The sequence below is a fragment of the Aeoliella straminimaris genome (genome assembly GCF_024054565.1).
Taxonomy (GTDB): domain Bacteria; phylum Planctomycetota; class Planctomycetia; order Pirellulales; family Lacipirellulaceae; genus Aeoliella; species Aeoliella straminimaris.
In genome coordinates, this window is sequence record NZ_JAMXLR010000015.1 from 131,951 (window position 1) to 152,922 (window position 20,972).

The window sequence follows — 20,972 nt, forward strand, 5'->3', positions numbered from 1 at the left end:
GTAACACGCAGGGTGCGGATGTTGGCACGATGTGTGCGAATGGGCACGCACAGCTTTCAATCGCTTTCGGGTTTCTTCTCCCGCACGATCACGCCGAACGACTCTTTTCGCACGACGTACACCTCCGTGTCGGCATCGATCCAACCCATGTCGCAACGAGCCGGGATATCTTGACCGTTGATCGAAACGATACCGGCCGGCTTGAGGGGACCAACCGTCACGCCGACTTCGCCAGCCAAGTCCAGCCGCGAGCGATCTCTCACCCGATTCCAGCTGGGCGCAGAGTTGCGACGTCGACTGGTGCTGCAATCCGGGCCACAGCCTCCGCAACAATCGAGGAGGCAAAAACCGGTGGAAGGCGCATCGCCCGCATCACAACCTCCACAGTCGCAGGCACCGATGCCATCGCAGCAGGCTCCGTCGCAAGGGATATCGCAGTCACCCTGTCGAGGATGCATCCTCCGTGCTCGCCTGGTAGCATCGTCTTTCGCTATGAGGTTCTGGTATCTGCTAACGCGCTCAAACGTTCCGGCCGTGACTCGCGCCGCCAGTGAACTTTGCTCCCCCAGATCCGTCGATCTCCACATCGCGTCCGACAGCGACCTCTGACACTCCACCAAAGCACTCTGGCACTCTGCGGTATCGCCCAGAGGATTGTACCGACCGAGTCGCCGGTCGCGGTGATAGTCGACGGCACAGTCGAACGTGATGATGGCTCGCCCCACGGCGTGACCAATAGCGTGAAACGCCGTCGCATCCACCTTCGTTGGCGAAAGCATTTGGGTAAACAGCTCAAATACATAGGCAAATGCGGCGGCGGTTGGTTCGCTGTACACCGCGAGGCTCGGATGCCGCGACTCTCGTTCCAGCGCCAAGTGCTGCTGCACCGCTGAAGTGACTCGTTGGTGAAAATCTGTGTCGAGTGATGCGAAGTAGTCCTTCGCCTTCCGGATTCGCGACTTCAAACGCCACAGCGCAAATCGCGCAACAAGACTGCGATCGTCGCGAACGTCGTCCTCGAGCTTGATGGCGGCCAGCAATACCCCAAAACTCACGCAGAATTCGGCAATGCGGGGATCGACCGCGTGCAGCCGCCCTCCCCTCGTTCGCAGCCGGCAACAAGTGGCCACCCCTTCGTCCGGCAGATCGCAACACCCTGCATCAACAGCCAGGGCGTACAGGAATACTGCTTCGTAGCTCAATAGCGGTAGTGTCTCGATGCCAAATCGTCGGTGCTGGAATGCACAGCATCCGGCATAGAGTTGCCGGTACACTTCATCGCTGCGTTGCGGTTGCAGGAATCCAAACACGCTTTCCCCAAGCATTCGGTTTAAGAATCGGAGTTCCGGTTCGTCCTTGGCTTATCTCTCCGATTTCGACTTCCATCCTAGATTGCCGATCCAACCAACTCCAGGTTGCGTGTCGAGTTGGTCAAGCAACTGAGGATTCACACTCCATCTGCCCGCAACCTTCATGGTGTGTTCTTCATCGGGGACGAACGTGTTGGGTACTCCCCGTTCCAATTCGCTAACTTCAACGGAGAAACTCGGATCGAGGTAGTCGTAGTCGAGTTCTAACTCGCCGGCAGTTACCTCTCCCCTGTTCACGAGTACTTCGTCGCAATAGGCAAATGCCCGCACTTCGTGGCCACCCTGATAACAAGCCCAGGCATCTAAACCGGAGACCCGATGTGTGGCAAAGTACTGGGCGACTCCAAACTTCTTTGAAAGACTTGCCATCAATGAGGTCCACCGGCGTTCGTGCGGCGGATGCCCTAGTTCGGGTAGTTCGTGGCCAACCAGCAATACCCAGCCATTGACTGGAGGCGAAATGAATGAATGGCCATTATAAGCGGCAATATAGCCGGCCTTCCAATTTGCGGGCTGCAGATTGTCGATTTCCAGTGCATCACAGACCGAACCTGAATCACTGCTGCGGACAGCCAACCACGACATCTTGTAGCCGAAAGGAATCGGCCGGTCCGGAGTGGCGTCGACCTGCTCCATGAGCGTCTCGATCGGCTTTGGCCCCAAGTCGCCCCTGGTGGGCTTGGGCTTCTGCTTCGGACGGAAAAACTTCCACCAGGACATGGCTCTGCAACACTTTCAACCGGTACGTGAATGTCAGTTTCATTCGCGACTTGCAGGGAGTATTACGGTTTCGGTCTCAAGGATCACTTGGCCCTTCATTCAACCAGAAACAGCGGATGTCGCCCGACTCGTTTGCCTGCCAGCAGAATCTGGTGTCGACATCCAGGCAAGTTAGCCACCCGCCTCGACACGCGGATGTGTCGATGCAGGTCGCGTGTCCCACGTCGAGCGGCTTGCCCGAGCGCTGCGACGTGTGCCCACATATCATGGTACGTCCCGACTCGTGCGGCGGCGGGTCGTCAAACTGCTCCCAATACAACATGAACTCTGGCTGCTCAGGGAGTGGCAAATCCGGGGATGCGTTTGCGTGCACAAAAAAATGCGTCTTCGTCTCATAGTAAGGAAGCAATCGAGACAAAAGAAAGTCCCAATGTTTGTCGGGCAACTCATCAAGGTTGGAAACCTCATAAGAATCCAGAACTGCCGATCCACCACAAGCGAACCAATCCTCGAAATCGAATTTAGAGTCTCTCGCGGCGATCATCATTAACTCGTGATTACCACGAAGCGCGACCAAATTACCTACCGAGTCTCGATGGATGAGCCACTCCAGGACCTGCTTCGTACCGGGTCCGCGATCGACATAGTCGCCGAGTGTGATGATGCGATCCTCGGCCTCGAAGGCCACGTAGGCTTCCAGTGCCGCGAGCGCGTTGTAGCAGCCGTGGATATCGCCAATAGCCAAAGTCCGCATGAGGTACTTCTACTTTCCGGGATGCGTACTCCCCCTCTGCTACCGCCGAGGGCTGCGTGCATCGCTCAAGTTGTTGCTAGTAGTATCAACGTACCCGCGTACGCCGCCAAGACGGTGGCTGACTCGAAGCCGATTCCGCCGGGCCCTTTTTCCTGCCGCCGCAGAAGTCCCAATAGCAGTACGGCCGTCATCAGGATCGAAACAGAGATCAATATCAGGTCGCGAAACGAGCCACCGTCTGTGTAAGTCGTGGCGTGAAACAGCGAGCCATCGCGATAGGCGATGTCGGCGGCCGCGGCAAAGAGGGTATCAAAGCAATTGCCGCCAATAATGCCCCCTACGGCCAACGTCAACGCACCGCGGCGGACAGCGGCAACCGACGTTACCAATTCAGGAATCGAGGTGGCCACCGCCGTAAATGCCGCGCCGGCGATCGACTGATTCAGCCAGTCGTAGCGGTGGGATAGCGTGGAAATCGACTTCGTAATCGCATAGCCAGCCGCCATTACCAATAAGGAAGCCAGGGCGAAGCGGACCCACAACCCCAGGTCTGCACCTGCAGTGGTCTCTGGCTCATCCGGGATGTCCGGTTTAGTCTCCGGAGTTCTGCGAGGTTGCCACATAGGGTACTCCGTGGAATGGCGGACCATCCGCATTCCCTGAAAGTAAACTACAAACATCAGTGGCGTAATCGGGTGGATGGAGAAGAACGTAATCTCGGGCGTCGAGATAGCAACGACCAGCAAGCTCAAAATCACTATCAATAGGGCGGCCTGCATCATATTCGGCACACTGGCCGCCGCGTGCTCCAGATTCGCACGCCGGTAGGCCAGGTCGGCAATAGCAAGAAACGCGGTTTGGGCAGCGATTCCGCCGATGGCATTAGACAGTGCAAGCTGGGGAAGCCCGTCGTGCGCGGCAACTACCGATGCGGTGATGCCCGGCAGGCTGGTAGCTGCTCCCAGGAATACCGCACCGATGAATGCCTCGCCCAACCCCGTCCGATCGGCAAGGCGATCCGCGAGATTTGTCAAGCGCGTACCAATCCATGCAATGGCGCACGCGCTGACCAGAAAAACAGCAATTGCAAACGGGGTCGACATCAATACCGGCTCAGTTGCGAGGGGACTTTCTTCAGTTGGCGGTGCCACCAACGTAACTATTGTCCAGGAGGTAAGAAAGGCAGCCACTGCGCGTAGCCGTCACAAAGTTGGCTGGCCGCGATTCCCGTCAGCCACTCGATCGCGGACAGTTTCAGTCCCACTATTAGCGGTGGGATGCTATTATAGGAGGTGAACTTGAGCCAAGTCTCATCGCCTCGTGTGCCATCGCTTGGAGTTTTGTCTAGAAGGAACTCTATGTCCTCGGAAGACCCTGAATCCAGGCCGCCTTCATCCGCGGTACCGGCTGCGGATACGCCCCCACCGGGTAAAAGTCGCGTCGGCCTCTGGATTTGCGTGGGGTTGGTACTCGGTATACTCTGCGGCATCACATTCGGCGAGTACTGCGCGCCGTTGCAGGTGCCCGGCGACATCTATGTGGGGCTGCTGCAGATGACGGTGCTGCCCTACCTGGTCTTGAGCCTGATCGCCAAGTCCGGCAGGCTCGACAGCCGCCAGGCTCGGCAGATCGGCGTGATCGCGGTGTCGTTCCTGGCGCTGTTCTGGCTAATTGGCATCGTAATGGTGACCGTGGCTTCGACGTCCCTGCCATCCATTGAGTCGGCGTCCTTCTTTAACTCGTCGTCCACCCTCACCCGAGGCGAGGATGTCGACCTGATGACACGGTTCATTCCCACGAATGTGTTCTACTCGCTATCCCGCGAGTATGTGCCGGCCGTGGTGCTGTTCTGCCTGTTCTTTGGCTTCGCCTTGATGGCGATGCCGGGCAAGGAACCGCTACTGGATTTGCTCGACCTGTGCGCCACGGCCATCAGTCGCATCAACTTGTTCCTGGTACGCCTGGCGCCGTTTGGCTTGTTCATGTTTGCCGCAGCGGCAGCGGGTACGTTGCGGCTGGACGAGCTCGCGCGGCTGCAGGCGTACCTGGTGGTCGTCATCGTGGCGTCCGTCATCGTTTGTTTTGTGATTTTACCGATGCTGGTGTGGGCCCTGACCGATATTTCCTATCGCCGGCTGATGGCCGTGGCCCAGGAGCCGGCCCTCACCGCGTTTGCAACCGGTAAATTGCTAGTGGTCCTGCCGCAGATCGTGGAGAAGTGCGACCAGTTGGCGGAGGAACAACCCGAAACGGACGAAGAGCCCTCCACCCCCAGCATCGTGGTACCCTTGGCCTACGCCTTCCCTCACATGGGGAAGATCCTGGCATTCACCTTCATTTCCTTTGCCGCGTGGTACGTGGGCGAGCAGATGACCCCGCCGCAGACGTTCCTGATGACCTGCGAGGGCGCCGTCTCCAGCTTTGCCAGCCCGCTGGTCACCATGCCCTACCTGCTGGACGAATACCAACTGCCTCAGGACTTGATGGCCTTCTTCATCCTGCCCGGCTTTCTGACGGCGCGACTCTCCGACGTGGTAGGCGTGGCCCACCTCATGGCGCTTACGCTGCTGGTCACGTTTGCTCTGCAAGGTCGGCTCCGGGTCCGCTGGAACCGACTGTTGCGTCTGGGCATCGTGACGACGGTATGCCTGGCGGTCGCTGTGGGGGCGAGTCGCTGGTCGCTGTCGCACATCACGCTCGAATACGACCTGGACAATCGCCTGCTGTCCCTGTCGATTCCCCACCCGTACAACGATGTGATCGTCTACAAGACAAGAGACGACCTTCCCAGCGACCCAACGCATAACGGCTCGACGTTCGAGCGGATCAAGCAGGAGCGGGTGCTGCGCGTGGGCTACCAGGCGGACCACTTTCCCTATTCGTTCTTCAACGAACAGCAAGAACTGGTCGGCCTGGATGTGGAACTGATGCACCACCTGGCGGCGCGGCTGCGTGCCAAGCTGGAGTTTGTTCCCTACGAGTACGACACCGTGGTATCGCAGTTGAAGTCGGGCGAAATCGACGTCGCTATTGGCGGATTGATCGAGAATCCCGAACGTTTGCTCGAGGTTGGGTTCACCGGGCACTATCACGCGGCAACCTTGTCCGTGGTGACACGCGACCATCGCCGCAGCGAGTTCGAGACTCTCGACAATATCCGCAAACAACAGGGACTTCGGCTGGCAGTGCAGTCGGGCGACCTGGCGGCGGCCGGACGACAAGCCCTTCCGAACGTCGAGTTTGTGCCGATCGCCGCCTACCGCTCGTACTTCGAGGGGACCGCCGGCGATCTCGATGGCCTGGTTGTTCCCGCCGAAGAGGGAGCCGCGTGGACGGTATTGTATCCCGGCTACACCGTGGTGGTGCCCACTCCCGCGATGGGTCGGCCGATCGGCATGGCGGTGCGACTGGAAGACCAGGAGTGGCGCAACTTTCTGGATCGCTGGCTCGACTTCGAGCGGCTGGATGGCGATCTCGATCGACTGCAGTCCTATTGGATCGAGGGCAATGGCGCCACGCAAATGCCGCCACGCTGGAGTGTGATGCAGAACGTCCTGCATTGGCTGCCGTAGCCACAGTCAGGTGCAGTTTACAACCACAGTTGCAGCCGGCCATCCAGCATATCGGGCAGCGCCTTCTCCACCATCTTACGCACCGACTTTTCGTGGTAGCGGGTGCTCAGATGGCTGGCGATTACCAGTTCGTTCTTGAACCGATCGCGCCGTTCCAAAATGTCGTCCAGGTGAATGTGGCCGAATTTGTGGATCTTCTCCTTGCGATGACCGGGGGCGACGAACGTCAGTTCGCAAATCAGGATCTTCGCCTCATACATCTCGGGGTTATCGTCCAGCCCCGGCGGAGCGCTGTCGCCCAGGTAGGCCAGCACCGCATCGCGGTGTTCCTCTGTTACTTCGGTGCCCGCCAGGCGAAGGTCGCGAATCTCGGTGCCTGCAAGGCCCTGGTATTCCGCCTTGAGCTTGTTGCGTCGCTGCCAGACCACGAATCCCATCGAGGGCACCGTGTGCTTGGTTGCCACGGTAGTTACCACGTACTCGCGCGATAGCTCGATCTCCATGCCCGGCTCGATCGGCACAAGGTTCACCGGCAGCCGGCCCCGGTCGAGTCGCGTGAAGCCCTGCAAGATTTGCTCGACTGGCTTCACCGCCACGGTGGGCAGGTAAATGGTCGGCGGTTCCATCTTCATCATCCGCCGCCGGGCGACGTAAACCGGCAGCGCCGCGATGTGATCCAAATGCCCGTGCGAGACAAACCAAGTCTCGGTGCCCATGAAGCTCCAGGGCTGTGCCCCCAGGTCGAACCCAACGCTCAGCTCTGGCACCCGCCAGTAGGTCTGCACCGCGGCGCGCGAGTAGCCCTCGATCGTGAGACCGTTGTGCTCGAGCGTTTTGACGGGGGCGTTTTCGACCATGGTGTCAGCGGGAAGGCGGGAGGCGAGAACAAGAGTCCGACCGTACCGGCGAGCCCCACTCATGGCAAGGGGCACCAACCGGTTCAGCAGTCAGACCGCCTCGGAGTGCCGCAGGTTCAGCCCCCATTGAAAGCGTTGTCGCGGTCGGCGGCTACTCGACCACTTCGGCAACGCTGGAGACCTTCAACTCGGCCGGCAACTGTTCGGAGCCCGGCTCGATGAGAATGTCGCCATAGCGTTGGCTCTGGTGGGCCAGGGCGTAGCGGTAGCGGACCAGCTCCAATAGCGCGAGGAACATGCCGACCAGCGTCGACTTGTGGACCGCTTCGGGGAACAAGTCGAAAAAGGCCACGCTCCCCTCACTGCGCACCCGCTGATCGATCTGCCGCATATAGACGTGAATCGGTGTGTCGTCGTACTTGATGCTCGCCACTTCGGGTTTGACCAGCTTGTCCCGCAGCACCCGGCCAAACGCACTCACCAGGTCCCACAGCTCCACGCCCGCAATTTCCGGCAACTGCTCCTTCTGGCTGCGGGGCGGCAATTCGTTGGCCGCACGGGGGAAGCGTTCTTGCCACTCCCGGCCACGCTCTTCGAGCAACTGCGCGGCATCGCGGTACTTCTTGAACTCCAACAGCCGCTGCACAAGCTCCTGCCGGGGATCCTCCACTTCATCCTCGGCGTCGACCGTCTGCTGGGGCAGGACCATCTGCGACTTGATCTCGATCAGCGTGCTGGCCAGGTCGAGAAAGTCTCCCACGGCGTCGACATCCATCTGCTCCAGCACCGCGGTGTGCTCGAGGAACTGATCCGTTACGCGGGCAACCGGGATGTTGCTGATGTCGACCTCGTGCTTCCGCACCAAGTACAGCAGCAGATCCAGGGGACCGCTGAAGGTGTCGAGTTGAACGCGAAACTGCATATTCGTAGCCGAAGACGGGAGGACCGAGCAGGGACTATCGCAAACCTCGCCGTGCAGGTCTACAGGAAACGCAAAACGCCCCGCCGCGAGCCATGCTCGGGGCGGGGCGCCTTTTTTGCTAATTTTTGGCTGCTAGCTTAGGTTGCAGCGTCGCCTTCAGCGGCAGCTTCCGCAGGCTTCTCGGTGCCACCCTCAAAGACGTCACCCTTCTCGCCTTCAGGGGCTTCGGCCGGAGGCTCAGGAACCTGCTGCATCTCTTCCGACGGCGAAGCAGCTTCGGTCGGCACAGCGCCTTCCTCGACAACCACGCCCTCTTCGACAACCATGCCACCGCAGCCGCAATCGCTCGCTACAGGAGCTCCGCAGCCACAGTCAGGAGTCGACTCGCACCCGCAAGGATCGGGCTCGCAACAGGTGGGCGCGCAGCAACCACGGTTGAACAGCTTCTTCAGGAAGCAGCACCGGGCATCGGCGTCGCTGGCCAAGCCGAAGCTCAGGCCGACGATCGCGGTCACAACACTCAAACGTAAAACTGATTTCATCTCTTCATCTCCCAAAAACCATGTCCCCGAACTGGTCCTTTTCGTGCCCTGCGTTCCGGCGACGCATGTCGCGGTCGCAGCGAAGTATTCTTCGTCCCTAGCACGCTCGTGGCTCGCCTACTCGCCACGTTCTACCCAAGCTACGCGACCCGCACTCTCGTGTCAATTAACGGGTGGCAGGTGTGGTTTTGGCCCCACCGGCACCACCCCTGGAGAGAGACGGGCACGTGCTGAAGCCTAGCTCACAGCTGGACCCTGGCAAAAACAAAAAAAGCCCGGCAACCGTAGTCGCCAGGCTTTTTTCTCGTTGTTTCTCGCCGTGACAACCCAGGTGGTCGCCACGCTGCCAGGTGCTAAATGCTTAGCAGCCGCAACCGCAACGCTTGGCGCGGCGGGCTTCCAGCTTGCACTTGATGCGTTCGCAGAGGCTCGGCTTGCAGCAGGTCTCTTCGCAGCAAGTGGTCTCTTCGCAGCAAGGAGCAGCTTCGGCGCAACCGCAGTCTTCGACGACGGGAGCTTCCTCAACCACTACAGGGGCGGACTCGCAGCAAGGGGCGGGCTCGCAGCAGGTGGGAGCTTCGCAGCAAGTGGTCTCTTCGCAGCAGCTCTTCTTGCGATTGCACAGACGCTTCAGCAAGCCTTCGCGCTTGCAGCAAGTGTCGCAAGGATCGCAGCACGTGGGGGCGGGCTCGCAGCAAGGGGCGGGCTCGCAGCAGGTGGTCGCTTCGCAGCAGGACTTGCCACAAAAACGGCCAAACAGCTTGGCGTTGGCCAAGTCAGCGGTGCTCACGGCGAACATCGCCACGGCCAACAACACACAAAAACGCAGAAGGTTTGTCGACTTCATCTTTTCTCTCCTTTGAGAAAAACCTTGTACCAACAGCGGGATGGGTTCGGCTGCTTATTCTGATGTCCCCCACACATGCGACGGACACAGCCGAATGAACCGAACACGCGTCGGTTCCAATGGAACTAAAAACAGCAGAGCTCGCTGTTCACAGGCAGGAAGGCAGGTGGGGCTAAGTTTACTGATTAGGAAAACTACAACGATTCGCTGAACCAGCCAAAGAAATTAGCACCAGCGGACCGCTCGCGTAAGGGGGCCCCAGGCCTGGGGACGTCCTTCCCTGCTGCCGTCCATTGCGTAGAGTGCCACGGATTGCCGACGCCAGAAGCGTCGGCAAACCCGCAACCTATTACCAGAAATAGACTTAGAAAGAAGAGAGTGTTAGCGATTTTGCGCCGAATTGGGGTTTTGCGCAGTCTGCGGCACTTCGCCCGCCGCCGCCTGATTTTGAACGGTGCCGGCCGGATTCGCCTCCGAAGCGACCTGAGTCAGGTCCTCTTCGTAGTTCACCACCACGGGGCCGCTGCCATCGCCCGGGTCCAGGGCCACGCCGGCAACGCGCCACGAACCCTGCACCGACTTCATCAAGCAACAGCCGTCAATGTGCTGTGCCTTGCCTTCCATCGAGAACTGCATACGGAACTCGACGGCCGCTTCATCTTCTTGTGGCACCAACCATCGCGTTACCTGAAACTTTGCCGAGTCGTCGCCCAGGCAGGCCAGGCGTTGTCCGCTCTTCTCCAGTTGTTCCACAGCCAGTGGTGTCAGCAGCGACTTGGCCGAAGCTTCATTGCCTGCAGCACTGACTTCCAGGAACCTCTTCGCGGCCATGGCCGACGGGTGGATCTGATTTGTACCTTCCGTTGCAGCCGGCGTACCCGGTGCGTTGGCGCCGCCAGCAGCGGTGGGCTTGGGAGCCTCGCCTTTACCGCAACCGACAACCGTGACCAAAGCAACCAAACAAATCGAAAGAGGACTACGCATCGTGCGTGCTCCGTAATGTGTACCAGTCGGATCGAAAACTCTCCGTGTGCAGCGCCCCCACACTGCGCTGCACCGGAGCGGGGCGGAGTTTGGCAAACCAGCGGCCGAGCGTCAAGAGAAAATGACAGCCGGCAGGACGCCGTGCTAGCACGATGTGCCGAAGGGCAACCAACCGCGTCCGCACCAGCCGGCCAGCAACCCACGGTCTCGTCGGTTTTGGCACACGTTCTTTTTTCCACAACTTCTGGCCATCAACATTCATGGTCCCAAAACTCCCAGAGTTTTGTCCCCCCTCCCATTCAAAACACCCTTGTTTTCCCGAGGTGTTTCAACACGCATGGGACCAAAACCCTCTGCGTTGTTCTCCGCATGTTCAGCGAGTGGGACCAAAAATCGGTGAGGGGCTGGGGACAACCCACTCACTTACTCACTTACTCAATCAATCACCCGCGGCTGGCGCCGTCGGCTCAGGGGCGCACGAGACTCCGCGACGATCCAGGGTTCGGACGCCCCGTTCGCTGGCGGATGGTTCGACAGTGACACGTACCACCATTGGATCAGACCAAGGCGGAGATTCAACGGCGATTTTTGGACAGCAACCCACTTGCCGAAATTGGCGGCACGGTCGATCGACGAAGGGATTTCCGCGGAATGGATGCGTTTAGATCCAGTCGCCGGTAATTGACATACCGGCCGTAATGGAGCAAGCCAGAACGAACAATAGCAGCAGCAATCCCAGCGCCCCTACGAACCACCGCCGTCCAACGTTGAACACCACGGCCAGTACCACCACGCCCACCGCTACGAACAAACCGGCCGGCATCAGGTCCATTGTCCATGAGGGGTACTGATGGCCGAGTGGGCCGGCATACACCGCTCCCAACACCAGCATGGCAACAGCGATATCTGGCAGCGGAGCTAGCCACAGCAGCCGCCGGTCGTTCAACGACTTGGTCGACGACAGGTGGTGGTGCGAGACAAACAGAAACACGAACAGCGGCACGCTCACCGGCCAGGCCACCACGTACAGCGGCGCCGCTTGCTCGAGCAACCAGAAAAATCGCTGGGCCGTCCCGGTGGCGAACACCACGCCAACCGCCACAACAAACGGCCCCCCAATTGCCAAGGCAAAGAGAATTGGCAGTGAAAGCCCGCTACCCGGCCGAGCACTGGCGGCAACTTCCGTAGCTTGATAGGGGTTTTCTTCCACCATTTGAATCGAACGTCAAATATCCAACATGGCACCGTTGCGTTGTGCACAGTACTTCGTGTTTATTTGGTCTCGTCCCTAATTTTCACCTGATCGGACTATACCACGCCCAGGTGGTGAGTTCGCGACGTTTGGCGTGTATTCGCGGGAAGTGCCTGACTCGTTGCCAGGAGTTCGCCACGGCATTTGGCAACCGCTATACTTTGGGGCGAACTCCTGTGCCGACGGCGCAGCGAGATGGATGCGGCCAGCGAACTTACTCTGCCCCCTCCAACTTCATGAGGGATTCCCATGCGATCGTTGCTTCGCTTCCGCCTGCGGACGCTGCTCGTCTTGGTCGCGGTGATTGCGGTATTGATCCCGGTGTCACAGTACGGCTGGCGGCGATACGTCGCGTATCGCGACGCCCGCGAATACGATGCGTTGCAGGCGACCAAGGAAGACTTTGTGCAACAGCAGAAGGAGATGCGGGAGGAGAGCGGGTCCACCTCTTACGGCATCGACGACGGTCGCCCCATCCCCGATGGCTTCGTGGTGCTGGTCCGCCAGGGCGATGTGTTCGGCTGTTTCATTCCGCTGGAGCAAGGGTTCAAAGGCGAGTCGCTCAAGTACAAGTGGTACTACCGCACCGATGGCTCCGGCGTGCTCGATCCGAGTTACGCTGCGGTCGAATCGGGCGAGTCGTTCGCCGGCCCCTATCGCACCGGGGGCGATTCAGTACAGGTCGCCTTCGGTCCGTTTTCGATGAACTGGTCGGGCAACGACCCGGGCTGGGGATTCCTCTACTACGACTACCAGTCACTCGACGAAGATCGCACGACACCCACCGTGGCCATCTGCGCTACAGATCAACGTGAGGTCGATTATCTCGACGCCCGCGACAGCCAGTGGATCTACAAACGCCACCCCAGCGACACCGGCGTGGCTGGCGACGTTGACCTGGAACCGGCACCGGCGCAGGATCGCGAAGCGAAATAGGCTCCACCTTTGCGTGAGTGATTGGTCGCCTCCGACGAATTCGATTCGCGGCAACTGGTGTACATTGACGGGCTGTAGCTGCACACGCAACCACTACGACTTGCCATCCTGCTTGGTGTTTTTAAGGAACTTCTCGCGATACTCATCGACGTCCTGTTGGTGGAGCACGCGGGTGTCGACGTTGTAGGTGCTGCGCATGCCAACCGGGGCGCGGCGTTGTTCGTCGCAGCGGCACAAGCTGGCCAGTTGCCGAACCGCAGCGTAACCGTACTGATAGGGATCCTGGGCAATCGTGGCGTGGATCTTACCGTCGGCCACTCCATCGAGCGTGGCCTGCTCGGTATCGAAGGCCACGATCTTCATCTGGTCCTCGCGGCCGACTTGCTCGACGGCCGCTAAGATCTCGCCCCCGTGAAACGCATTCAGGCCCACTACGCAGTCGATGTCGTCGTGCTGCTGCAGGTACTCGACCAGTTGCTCACGGCAACGCTTGCGATCGCCATCGTCGGTAAGCCACTCGACGATCTCGTATTGCGGGGCCTGATCGCCTGACTCCTCGGCCGACTCCGCGAAGAATTCTTCCATCCCGCGGCGCCGTTCGATCAGGTTGTCCTTGGTCAGGTTCGCCAGACAGACAACCACACGTCCCCCAGCGGGAATCGCCTCTTGGACTTGCTCCGCACACTTTTGGCCGGCCGCGTAGTTGCTCGCCCCCACGTAGCAACTGCGATCGGACAGTGGTGCATCCGAGTCGACCGTTACCACAATGGCCTGGTCGGACAATGAGTTAATGAATCGGGTTTGTTTATCGGCGTCCAGCGGGCTGATCGCGACACCGTCGGTGCCCTCGGGCTTCAGCGCCATTAGCATGATATTCTGCTGCTTGAAATCGTCGTCGCCCTCAGGCATGAGCAGTTCAATATCGGCATCGAAGTCCGTCGCAGCCTGACGAGCGCCTTCGACCATTAACTGCCAGTAGGGACCATCGCCACCGGTCAAAACGACTAGCTTGGGCCGGACGAACGTCGCAGCTGGCTCGTACACGGTGGAGCGGTACCAGAAGATGGCGACCGCCGCGATTGCCAGAACGACTAACAGGTTCGATCGAGTGTTGCCCGCCATGAGATTCGCCTTGAGAAGAGAGGGCGCGGCGAAAGGTCCGCACGCCACAGGCAAGGCACCCGCCGCAACTACCCGCCGGTGGTCGGTCCGGCTTGGAAGCCGAAAGCCGCTTACGATTCTAGCAAATCAACAAGCGGATCGCAGCACGCCGGGCGGCGGTAAAAAAAAGAAGTCGCCCCTTTCGCGTAAATTTGGCCAACGGTAGGGAGGGGGGGAACTCGCGATTGGCCACGCATTGAAAGGGGCGACTATGCTGAACGTCTTTCGACGCTTAAGGGGGTCGCTGTTGGGTAGCGTGAGACAGCCTCTTCTCAGCTACACCTAATTATACGAAGCTAGGGGGCGTCCTGTTTAGTGATTTGTTCTCGTTTTCTCGCGACATTTACTGAGGTTTGCCGAAAGGTCTGGCATGGAATCGTCAAAAATTCAGCGGGCGTTGTTAAGCGTCAGCGACAAAACTGGTTTGGTCGACTTTGCCCAAGGCCTGGCTGCGGCAGGCGTCGAACTCTACAGCACTGGCGGAACCCGTCGTGCATTGCAAGACGCGGGCCTGGCGGTTCGCGACGTGGCCGAATATACCGGCTCGCCCGAAATGATGGACGGCAGGGTGAAAACGCTTCACCCAAAGGTCCACGGAGGTATTCTATGCAGGCACGACCATTCCGGCGACCAAAAATCTCTTGCGGATCATCACATCGCCCGCTTCGAGTTGGTGGTCGTCAACCTTTACCCATTCAGCCAAACGGTCGCCAAGCCGGAAACCACCTTTGCCGAAGCGATCGAGCAGATCGACATTGGCGGGCCAAGCATGGTGCGGTCGGCTGCGAAAAACCACAAGTACGTCACGGTGGCCTCCAGCCCTGCGCAGTATCCCGCCATTCTCGAAGCCGTTCAGCAGCAGGGCTGCACGTCGCTCGAGCAGCGCACCAAGCTGGCCGCCGCAGCATTCGCCCACACGGCCGATTACGACGCCGCGATTGCCGGGTACTTTGCGGGCCAACTGGAAGAGATGGGCGACTTCACCTCCACGGTGCGGCTCACGCTGCATCGCGAGCTGCCGCTACGGTATGGCGAGAACCCCCACCAGTGCGCCGCCCTGTACAAATCGGCCGATGCTGGTCCCCACAGCGTGGTGAATGCCGAACAGCTCAACGGCAAGGAGCTGTCGTACAACAACCTGCTAGATTTGGACGCAGCCCTGGGCGTCGCGCGATCACTACCCCAGCCGGGGGTGGCCGTGCTCAAGCACAATAATCCATGCGGCGCCGCGAGCGGCGCGACACTTGGCAGCGCCATGGAAAAGGCGTGGGCCGGCGACCCGGTGAGCGCGTTCGGTTCGATCCTGGGTTTCAACGTGCCGGTCGACGCCGCCGCGGCCGAGTGCCTGGCCGAGCCGGGCAAGTTCGTCGAGGCCATCATCGCGCCCGACTACACGCCTGAGGCCCTGGAGATTCTGACCACCAAGCCAAAATGGAAGGCCAACGTACGGCTGATGAAGATCGGCAAGATCGAGCCGGGCACTGCTGCATTGCAGCTGCGGGCCATCGATGGTGGCTACCTGGCCCAGACCGCCGACGACCTGCCCGACGACGAGAACGAGTGGAAGGTGGTTACCGAAGCCAAGCCTACCGATCAGCAGCTGGCCGACCTGCGATTCGCCTGGGCCGTGTGCCGCCACGTGAAAAGCAACGCCATTGTGCTGGTGAAGGACCAGATGCTACTGGGCGCGGGCGCAGGGCAGATGAGCCGCGTCGACTCGGTGGAAATCTCCATCACCAAGGCCGGCGACCGCGTATCGGGTAGCGTGCTGGCGAGCGACGCCTTCTTCCCGTTCGACGACTCGATCCACCGCGCCAGCGAGGCAGGCATCACGGCCATCATCCAGCCGGGTGGCTCGCGGAACGACGAACAAGTGATCGCCGCCTGCAATAAACATGGCCTACCCATGGTATTTACTGGCTGCCGGCACTTCCGGCACTAAGGCGGCTTTCGACACGTCGCGCTGCTTCCTGCCTCAACCGACGAGCTACATCTCATCGGATGTGTCACGACCCGCGCAGCTTGTCGGCGGGGCGAATAAAAGACAAAAAAGCCTGAAATAAAGGCCGCTGACGCGTCCGCAGTGTCTGATTACAATGGAAGGTCACAGAGGCATCGCTCCCATTCTCGCCGGAACCACCCAACCCCCGTCCTCGACCACCCCCCGATGGCCCATATTTCGCTTTATGTCCTGGACGGTGCCGATCGCGGAAGGCGGTACGAAAACCTGGTGACGCCCATCACGATTGGCCGCGAGGAGGGCAACGCCGTTCAACTGAACGACGAGCGGATCAGCCGGTTCCATATCAAGATCCAGGAAGATCAGGACATGCTGGTCCTGACCGATCTGGACAGCACCAACGGCACCCGTGTGAACGGCGAGCAGGTGCAGCTCCGCATCCTTCGCTTCGGCGACATCATCTCCCTGGGCCGCAGCGTCCTGCGGTACGGCACCCGCGAGCAAATCGCGCAGCGGCTCAAGGAACTGCGGGCCGCGGGCGACGTGCCGAGTGAGGAGCTCGACATCAGCCCACTGGCCAAGCAACTGGAAGTGGGCAACGATTCGGATGCCGACTGGACCGGCGCCACCCAATCGCGCAGCACGCTGCACATTCCCAAACCCCCCGACTTGCCCGAAGGCCTGGGACCCGGCCAGGCGGCGCAACTCTCCGAACTGCTCGAGTACCTGCACCTTCGCAGCCGCGCGTTGATCGAAGGCATCGACATTCCCGAGGAGAGCAGCGTGGTGAAAATCGACATCGCCCGCTGGCAGGAGATTCTCGACGCGCAGGGCCTGCTGGCCGACTATCTGCGCCGTATCGGCGATCCCGATCGGCCCTAATCGCATCCCCTTCCTCGCTCGATCGCTGGGGCAACGCTGCAGGTCGCGCCGAAATTCGCGGTTTTCTGCGTCGATGGAAATCTGATCGGAGCGCGATAGAATGACCTTCTTGTCATTGGTCATTGAAGATTGGTCCTCGGTTATTGGTCTGCCATGGATGCGCCCCCGTTTGTTCACCTGCACTGCCACAGTCACTTCAGCCTGCTGGATGGCGCCAGCCCGATCAAAAAGCTAGTCAGCCGGGCCAAAGAGCTGGGCATGAACGGCCTGGCGCTCACCGACCACGGCAACCTGTACGGCGCGTTGGAGTTCTACCGCGCGTGCAAGGATGCGGAAATCAATCCCATCGTCGGGTACGAGGCCTACATCGCCCCCGGCAGTCGTTTCGACAAAGGTGGCGCCAGCAGCAGCAAGGAGGCCAGCTACCATCTGACGCTGCTCGCGCAGAATCGCACCGGCTTTAAAAACCTGGTGAAGATGGCCAGCAGCGCCTTCCTCGAAGGCTTTTACCACAAGCCGCGTATCGACAAGCAATTGCTCGAAGCCCACAGCGAAGGCGTTGTTTGCTTGAGCGGTTGCGTGTCGGGCGAATTGAGCCGCAACCTGCTCTCGGGCAGCTCGGCCGACGAGGCACTTCAGCGCGGGGCCGAGATCACTGAGTGGTTCCAACGGGTGTTCGGTTCGCGCTATTACCTAGAGATCCAGGACAACGGCGTCGACATCCAGAAGATGGCCATGGAGCTCACCGTGCAGCTGGCCAACAAAATCGGCGTGCCGCTGGTGGCCACCAGCGACGCCCACTACGTCAACCGCGAAGACGCCGAAGCGCAGGACGTGCTGTTGTGCATCAACACGGGCAAGTTCCGCACCGACGCGGGCCGCATGAAGATGGAGGGCGACGAGTTCTTCCTGCGTAGCCCCGAAGAGATGTTCGCCGCCTTGCCCGAGCACGCCGACGCCCTGGGCCGCAGTCAGACCATCGCCAACTCGGTGGACATCGACCTGGAACTGGGCAAGCGGTTCTTCCCCACGTTCACTGCCCCCGGCCACACCGAGCCCGACATCAAGGCCAGCGAAGCCTACTTGCGCGAGCTGGTGATCGATGGTCTCAAAGAACGCTACGCCGACACGCCGCACCGCTGGCAGAACGACGACCCGACCACAGGCGAATTGTCCGACGAGGTGATGGCCCGCATCGATCGCGAGCTGGGCGTGATCAACAAGCTGGGCTTTCCCGACTACTTCCTGATCGTGTGGGACTTTGTCCGCTTCGCCGTGGCAAGCAACATCCCGTGCACGGCGCGTGGTTCGGGCGTCGGCTCCATCGTCTGCTTCGCGCTGAAAATGAGCCACGTCTGCCCGCTGGAGTACGACTTGCTGTTCGAGCGGTTCCTGGACGAAAGCCGCCTGGAAGCCCCCGATATCGATATCGACTTCTGCAAACAACGCCGCGGCGAGGTAATCCAGTACGTTAAGGAAAAGTACGGCGAGGCCAACGTCGCCCAGATCGGTACATTCGGCACACTGGCCGCGCGGGCGGCCATCAAGGATGTCGGCCGGACGATGTCGATGCCCATCTTCCGGGTCGACCAGATCACGGCCATGATCCCCGACCAGTTGGGTATCAGCCTCGACAGGGCGCTCGAACAATCGGACGACTTGAAGAAAGCCTACGAGGGAGACGCCGAGGTCCGTGAGTTGTTGGACCTGGCGCGCAAGATCGAAGGCCTCGCGCGCAACGTCGGCACGCACGCCGCGGCGGTGGTGATCGCCAAGGAGCCGGTCAGCGAGTACGTGCCGCTGCAGCACGTGAAGGGCAAGACCGAAGTCATCACCCAATGGGCGATGGGCGACGTCGAGGCGGCCGGCCTCTTGAAGATGGATTTCCTGGGTCTGCGGAACCTGACGATCCTGGCCCGCAGCATCGACCTGATCGAAGAGTCGACCGGCGAGCGGATCGACCCGTACAAGTTCCCGCTGGACGACAAGGAATCGTATGCCCTGCTCTGCCGCGGCGAGACCAAGGGTATCTTCCAGCTCGAGTCGGGCGGTATTCGCGACCTGTTGCAGCGGATGCGGCCCGACAATTTCCGCGACATCATCGCCACGGCCGCGCTCTATCGCCCAGGCCCGCTCGAAGGCGGCATGGTCGATCAGTACATCGAGGTGAAGCACGGCCGCCGCCCTGCCGAGTACCCGCACCCCGTGATGGAAGAGGTGCTGGACGAAACGCACGGCGTGATGGTGTACCAGGAACAGGTGATGCGGATTCTCAATCGCCTGGGCGGTATCGGCCTGTCCGAGTCGTACAAATGTATTAAGGCGATCAGCAAAAAGAAGCTGCCGATCATCGCCAAGTTCCGCGAGGAGTTCCTCACCGGTGCACAAGAGAAAGGCCTCGACAAGAAGAAGGCCGAAGAGTTGTTCGGCATGATCGAGAAGTTCGCCGGCTACGGCTTTAACAAGTCGCACTCCACGGCCTACGCCCTGATCGCCTACATGACGGCCTACCTCAAGGCCCACTACCCGGTGCAGTTCATGGCAGCATTGCTCTCAGGCGATATTCCGGGGCGCAACTTCAAGAGCAAAGACTCGCTGGTCGAGCACCTCGAAGACTGCACGCGGATGAACATCGAAGTTGTTCCGCCGGACGTGAACTCGTCGTTCGAAGACTTTGCCGTGCGCGAAGGCAAGATCCTGTTCGGCCTGTCCGCCATCAAAGGTTGCGGCGGCGGGGCGGCCGATGCGATTGTCGCCGCGCGGGAGAAGGACGGTGCGTTCCGCAGCCTGTTCGACTTTTGCGAGCGGGTCGATCCGCATTCGTGTAACAAGGCGACCGTCGAAACGTTAATCAAAGCCGGCGCGTTCGACTCGCTGGGCGCCGAGCGGGCTCGCCTGGCGGCCGGCGTCGAGCGGGCGATGCAGTCGGGCGCCTCGGCCATGGCCGACCGCAAGAGTGGCCAGAAGGGGCTGTTTGACGAAGTTGAAGAGGCGGACGAAGTCGACGCCAGCGTCGACCTGCCGGACGCCAAGGCGTGGGAAGAAAAGGAGATGCTGGTCTACGAGAAGGAAGTGCTCGGCTTCTATCTCTCCAGCCATCCGCTGGCCGAGTTCGAACAGGTGCTCCGCACGTACACCACGCACAGCAGCAAGACGGTCAACAGCCTGGAGCACCGCACCGAAGTGGTGCTGGGCGGCATGCTGGCGGCCATCAAGATGAGCCACACCAAAAACCCCAAGCCCGGCATGCCCAGCAAGTACGCCATGTGGGACCTCGAGGACCTCGACGGCATCGTCCGCTGCATCATGTGGCCCGAGCAATTTGCCCAATTTGGCGACCACGTGGTGGGCGACGCGATTGTGGGCGTCACCGCGGTGGTCGACCGCCGTCCCGGCGCCGAGGAGGTGAACCTGATCATCAACGAACTGATGCCCATCGAGCAACTCGCCGAGCGCTTCACCAGCGGCCTGTCGGTCCGCGTCGACGAAAAGCGGCACGGCATCGAGACGCTCGGCACGCTGAACGAAATCATCCGCGGCTACCCCGGCCCGAAAGTCTTACGCCTGCAGCTGGTGCTGGAAGATGGCACCGTGGCGAACCTCGAAAGCGGCAAACGCGTCGATATCAACCCCGAACTCCGCCGCCGCGTGGACGAACTCTTAGGCCCCGGCAACGCCCAGCCGATTGGCTCACCACCGAAGCCGACCGCGCCGCAGAATGGCAACGGGCGGGGGCGGAAGCAGTTTGCGCGGTGAGGGGGGAGAAGTGGGGTCGGTGTGTCACGCCGAATGCAGTTTAGCTGGACTCTCCAACGTGAGGGGAATATCCTTAGAACCGGACAAAAAACTCAGTTGTTAGACGACCGGTAAAGGCCGGTATGAAGTCACCGTTGTTATCCTGCGAGCTGGATTTCGTTATGCCACAGGCGAAAGTTGATGACGCTCATCGCCACTGTGGCCCAGCCATGAATGACGGTCTCGCTCCGGTCATATCGAAGGCGTAATCGGCGAAGTCCCTTGAGCCATGCCAGCGATCGTTCGACCACCCAGCGTACGCGTCCCAGACCACTGCCGTGTTCCGCGCCACGCTTGCGGATGAAGGGCTCGATGCCCAAGCATCGCAGCACCTCGCGAGTTGTTTCGCTATCGTACCCGGCATCGGCATAGACTTCGTCCGGCCTGGTCCTTGGACGGCCGGGTTTGCCGCCGACTT

Annotated in this window: 17 protein-coding genes; 5 read left to right on the forward strand and 12 right to left on the reverse strand. The window is 60.4% G+C overall.

The window, feature by feature from the left end; genetic code table 11:
• Nucleotides 1–56: 56 nt before the first annotated feature.
• The 4 genes from NG895_RS03725 to NG895_RS03740 all read right to left on the reverse strand — a co-directional run bounded on the left by NG895_RS03725 (nt 57) and on the right by NG895_RS03740 (nt 3,947).
• Complete coding sequence (locus NG895_RS03725) at nt 57–1,325, reverse strand: DUF5685 family protein (protein WP_252851105.1); 1,269 nt, start codon at nt 1,323–1,325, stop codon at nt 57–59.
• A 36-nt stretch (nt 1,326–1,361) separates the two neighbouring features.
• On the reverse strand, nt 1,362–2,090 hold the full coding sequence (locus tag NG895_RS03730; protein ID WP_252851106.1) for a hypothetical protein: 729 nt from the start codon (nt 2,088–2,090) through the stop codon (nt 1,362–1,364).
• 76 nt (nt 2,091–2,166) lie between these two features.
• Nucleotides 2,167–2,844 (reverse strand): metallophosphoesterase family protein, encoded by a 678-nt coding sequence (locus tag NG895_RS03735; protein ID WP_252851107.1) that lies wholly within the window; start codon nt 2,842–2,844, stop codon nt 2,167–2,169.
• A 65-nt stretch (nt 2,845–2,909) separates the two neighbouring features.
• Nucleotides 2,910–3,947 carry a sodium:calcium antiporter gene (locus tag NG895_RS03740; RefSeq protein ID WP_261360653.1) on the reverse strand — a complete coding sequence of 346 codons (1,038 nt, stop codon included), beginning with the start codon at nt 3,945–3,947 and terminating at the stop codon, nt 2,910–2,912.
• A 255-nt stretch (nt 3,948–4,202) separates the two neighbouring features.
• On the opposite strand from NG895_RS03740, the gene NG895_RS03745 reads away from it, so the two are divergent.
• Nucleotides 4,203–6,416, forward strand: coding sequence for a cation:dicarboxylate symporter family transporter (locus NG895_RS03745; protein ID WP_252851109.1), 2,214 nt, complete (start codon nt 4,203–4,205; stop codon nt 6,414–6,416).
• Between the two features lie 17 nt (nt 6,417–6,433).
• On the opposite strand, the gene NG895_RS03750 is transcribed toward NG895_RS03745, so the two are convergent.
• The 6 genes from NG895_RS03750 to NG895_RS03775 form a co-directional block, all read right to left on the reverse strand.
• Entirely contained in the window at nt 6,434–7,273 is an 840-nt protein-coding gene (locus NG895_RS03750) for an MBL fold metallo-hydrolase (protein WP_252851110.1), read from the reverse strand.
• A gap of 151 nt (nt 7,274–7,424) precedes the next feature.
• Nucleotides 7,425–8,195: a segregation and condensation protein A gene (locus NG895_RS03755; RefSeq protein ID WP_252851111.1), complete on the reverse strand. Its 771-nt coding sequence runs from the start codon at nt 8,193–8,195 to the stop codon at nt 7,425–7,427.
• A gap of 137 nt (nt 8,196–8,332) precedes the next feature.
• Nucleotides 8,333–8,737, reverse strand: a complete 405-nt coding sequence (locus tag NG895_RS03760; RefSeq protein ID WP_252851112.1) for a hypothetical protein — start codon at nt 8,735–8,737, stop codon at nt 8,333–8,335.
• Nucleotides 8,738–9,098: 361 nt separating this feature from the next.
• The gene (locus tag NG895_RS03765; protein ID WP_252851113.1) at nt 9,099–9,584 is read right to left on the reverse strand and encodes a hypothetical protein; all 486 of its coding nucleotides are present in this window, start codon (nt 9,582–9,584) and stop codon (nt 9,099–9,101) included.
• Nucleotides 9,585–9,965: 381 nt separating this feature from the next.
• On the reverse strand, nt 9,966–10,568 hold the full coding sequence (locus tag NG895_RS03770; protein ID WP_252851114.1) for a hypothetical protein: 603 nt from the start codon (nt 10,566–10,568) through the stop codon (nt 9,966–9,968).
• Between the two features lie 661 nt (nt 10,569–11,229).
• The gene (locus NG895_RS03775; RefSeq protein WP_252851115.1) at nt 11,230–11,781 is read right to left on the reverse strand and encodes a hypothetical protein; all 552 of its coding nucleotides are present in this window, start codon (nt 11,779–11,781) and stop codon (nt 11,230–11,232) included.
• A 288-nt stretch (nt 11,782–12,069) separates the two neighbouring features.
• On the opposite strand from NG895_RS03775, the gene NG895_RS03780 reads away from it, so the two are divergent.
• A complete protein-coding gene (locus NG895_RS03780) occupies nt 12,070–12,756 on the forward strand; it encodes a hypothetical protein (RefSeq protein ID WP_252851116.1) in 687 nt (228 codons plus the stop codon).
• A gap of 93 nt (nt 12,757–12,849) precedes the next feature.
• On the opposite strand, the gene NG895_RS03785 is transcribed toward NG895_RS03780, so the two are convergent.
• The gene (locus NG895_RS03785) at nt 12,850–13,878 is read right to left on the reverse strand and encodes a substrate-binding domain-containing protein (protein WP_252851117.1); all 1,029 of its coding nucleotides are present in this window, start codon (nt 13,876–13,878) and stop codon (nt 12,850–12,852) included.
• Nucleotides 13,879–14,287: 409 nt separating this feature from the next.
• On the opposite strand from NG895_RS03785, the gene purH reads away from it, so the two are divergent.
• The 3 genes from purH (at nt 14,288) to dnaE (ending at nt 20,515) form a co-directional block, all read left to right on the forward strand.
• Entirely contained in the window at nt 14,288–15,859 is a 1,572-nt protein-coding gene (gene purH, locus NG895_RS03790) for a bifunctional phosphoribosylaminoimidazolecarboxamide formyltransferase/IMP cyclohydrolase (RefSeq protein WP_252851118.1), read from the forward strand.
• Nucleotides 15,860–16,084: 225 nt separating this feature from the next.
• Nucleotides 16,085–16,759: an FHA domain-containing protein gene (locus NG895_RS03795; protein WP_252851119.1), complete on the forward strand. Its 675-nt coding sequence runs from the start codon at nt 16,085–16,087 to the stop codon at nt 16,757–16,759.
• 153 nt (nt 16,760–16,912) lie between these two features.
• Entirely contained in the window at nt 16,913–20,515 is a 3,603-nt protein-coding gene (gene dnaE / locus NG895_RS03800; protein WP_252851120.1) for a DNA polymerase III subunit alpha, read from the forward strand.
• A 137-nt stretch (nt 20,516–20,652) separates the two neighbouring features.
• On the opposite strand, the gene NG895_RS03805 is transcribed toward dnaE, so the two are convergent.
• Nucleotides 20,653–20,972, reverse strand: a 320-nt coding sequence (locus NG895_RS03805) for a transposase (protein WP_425267200.1), incomplete at its 5' end; no start/stop codon positions are given.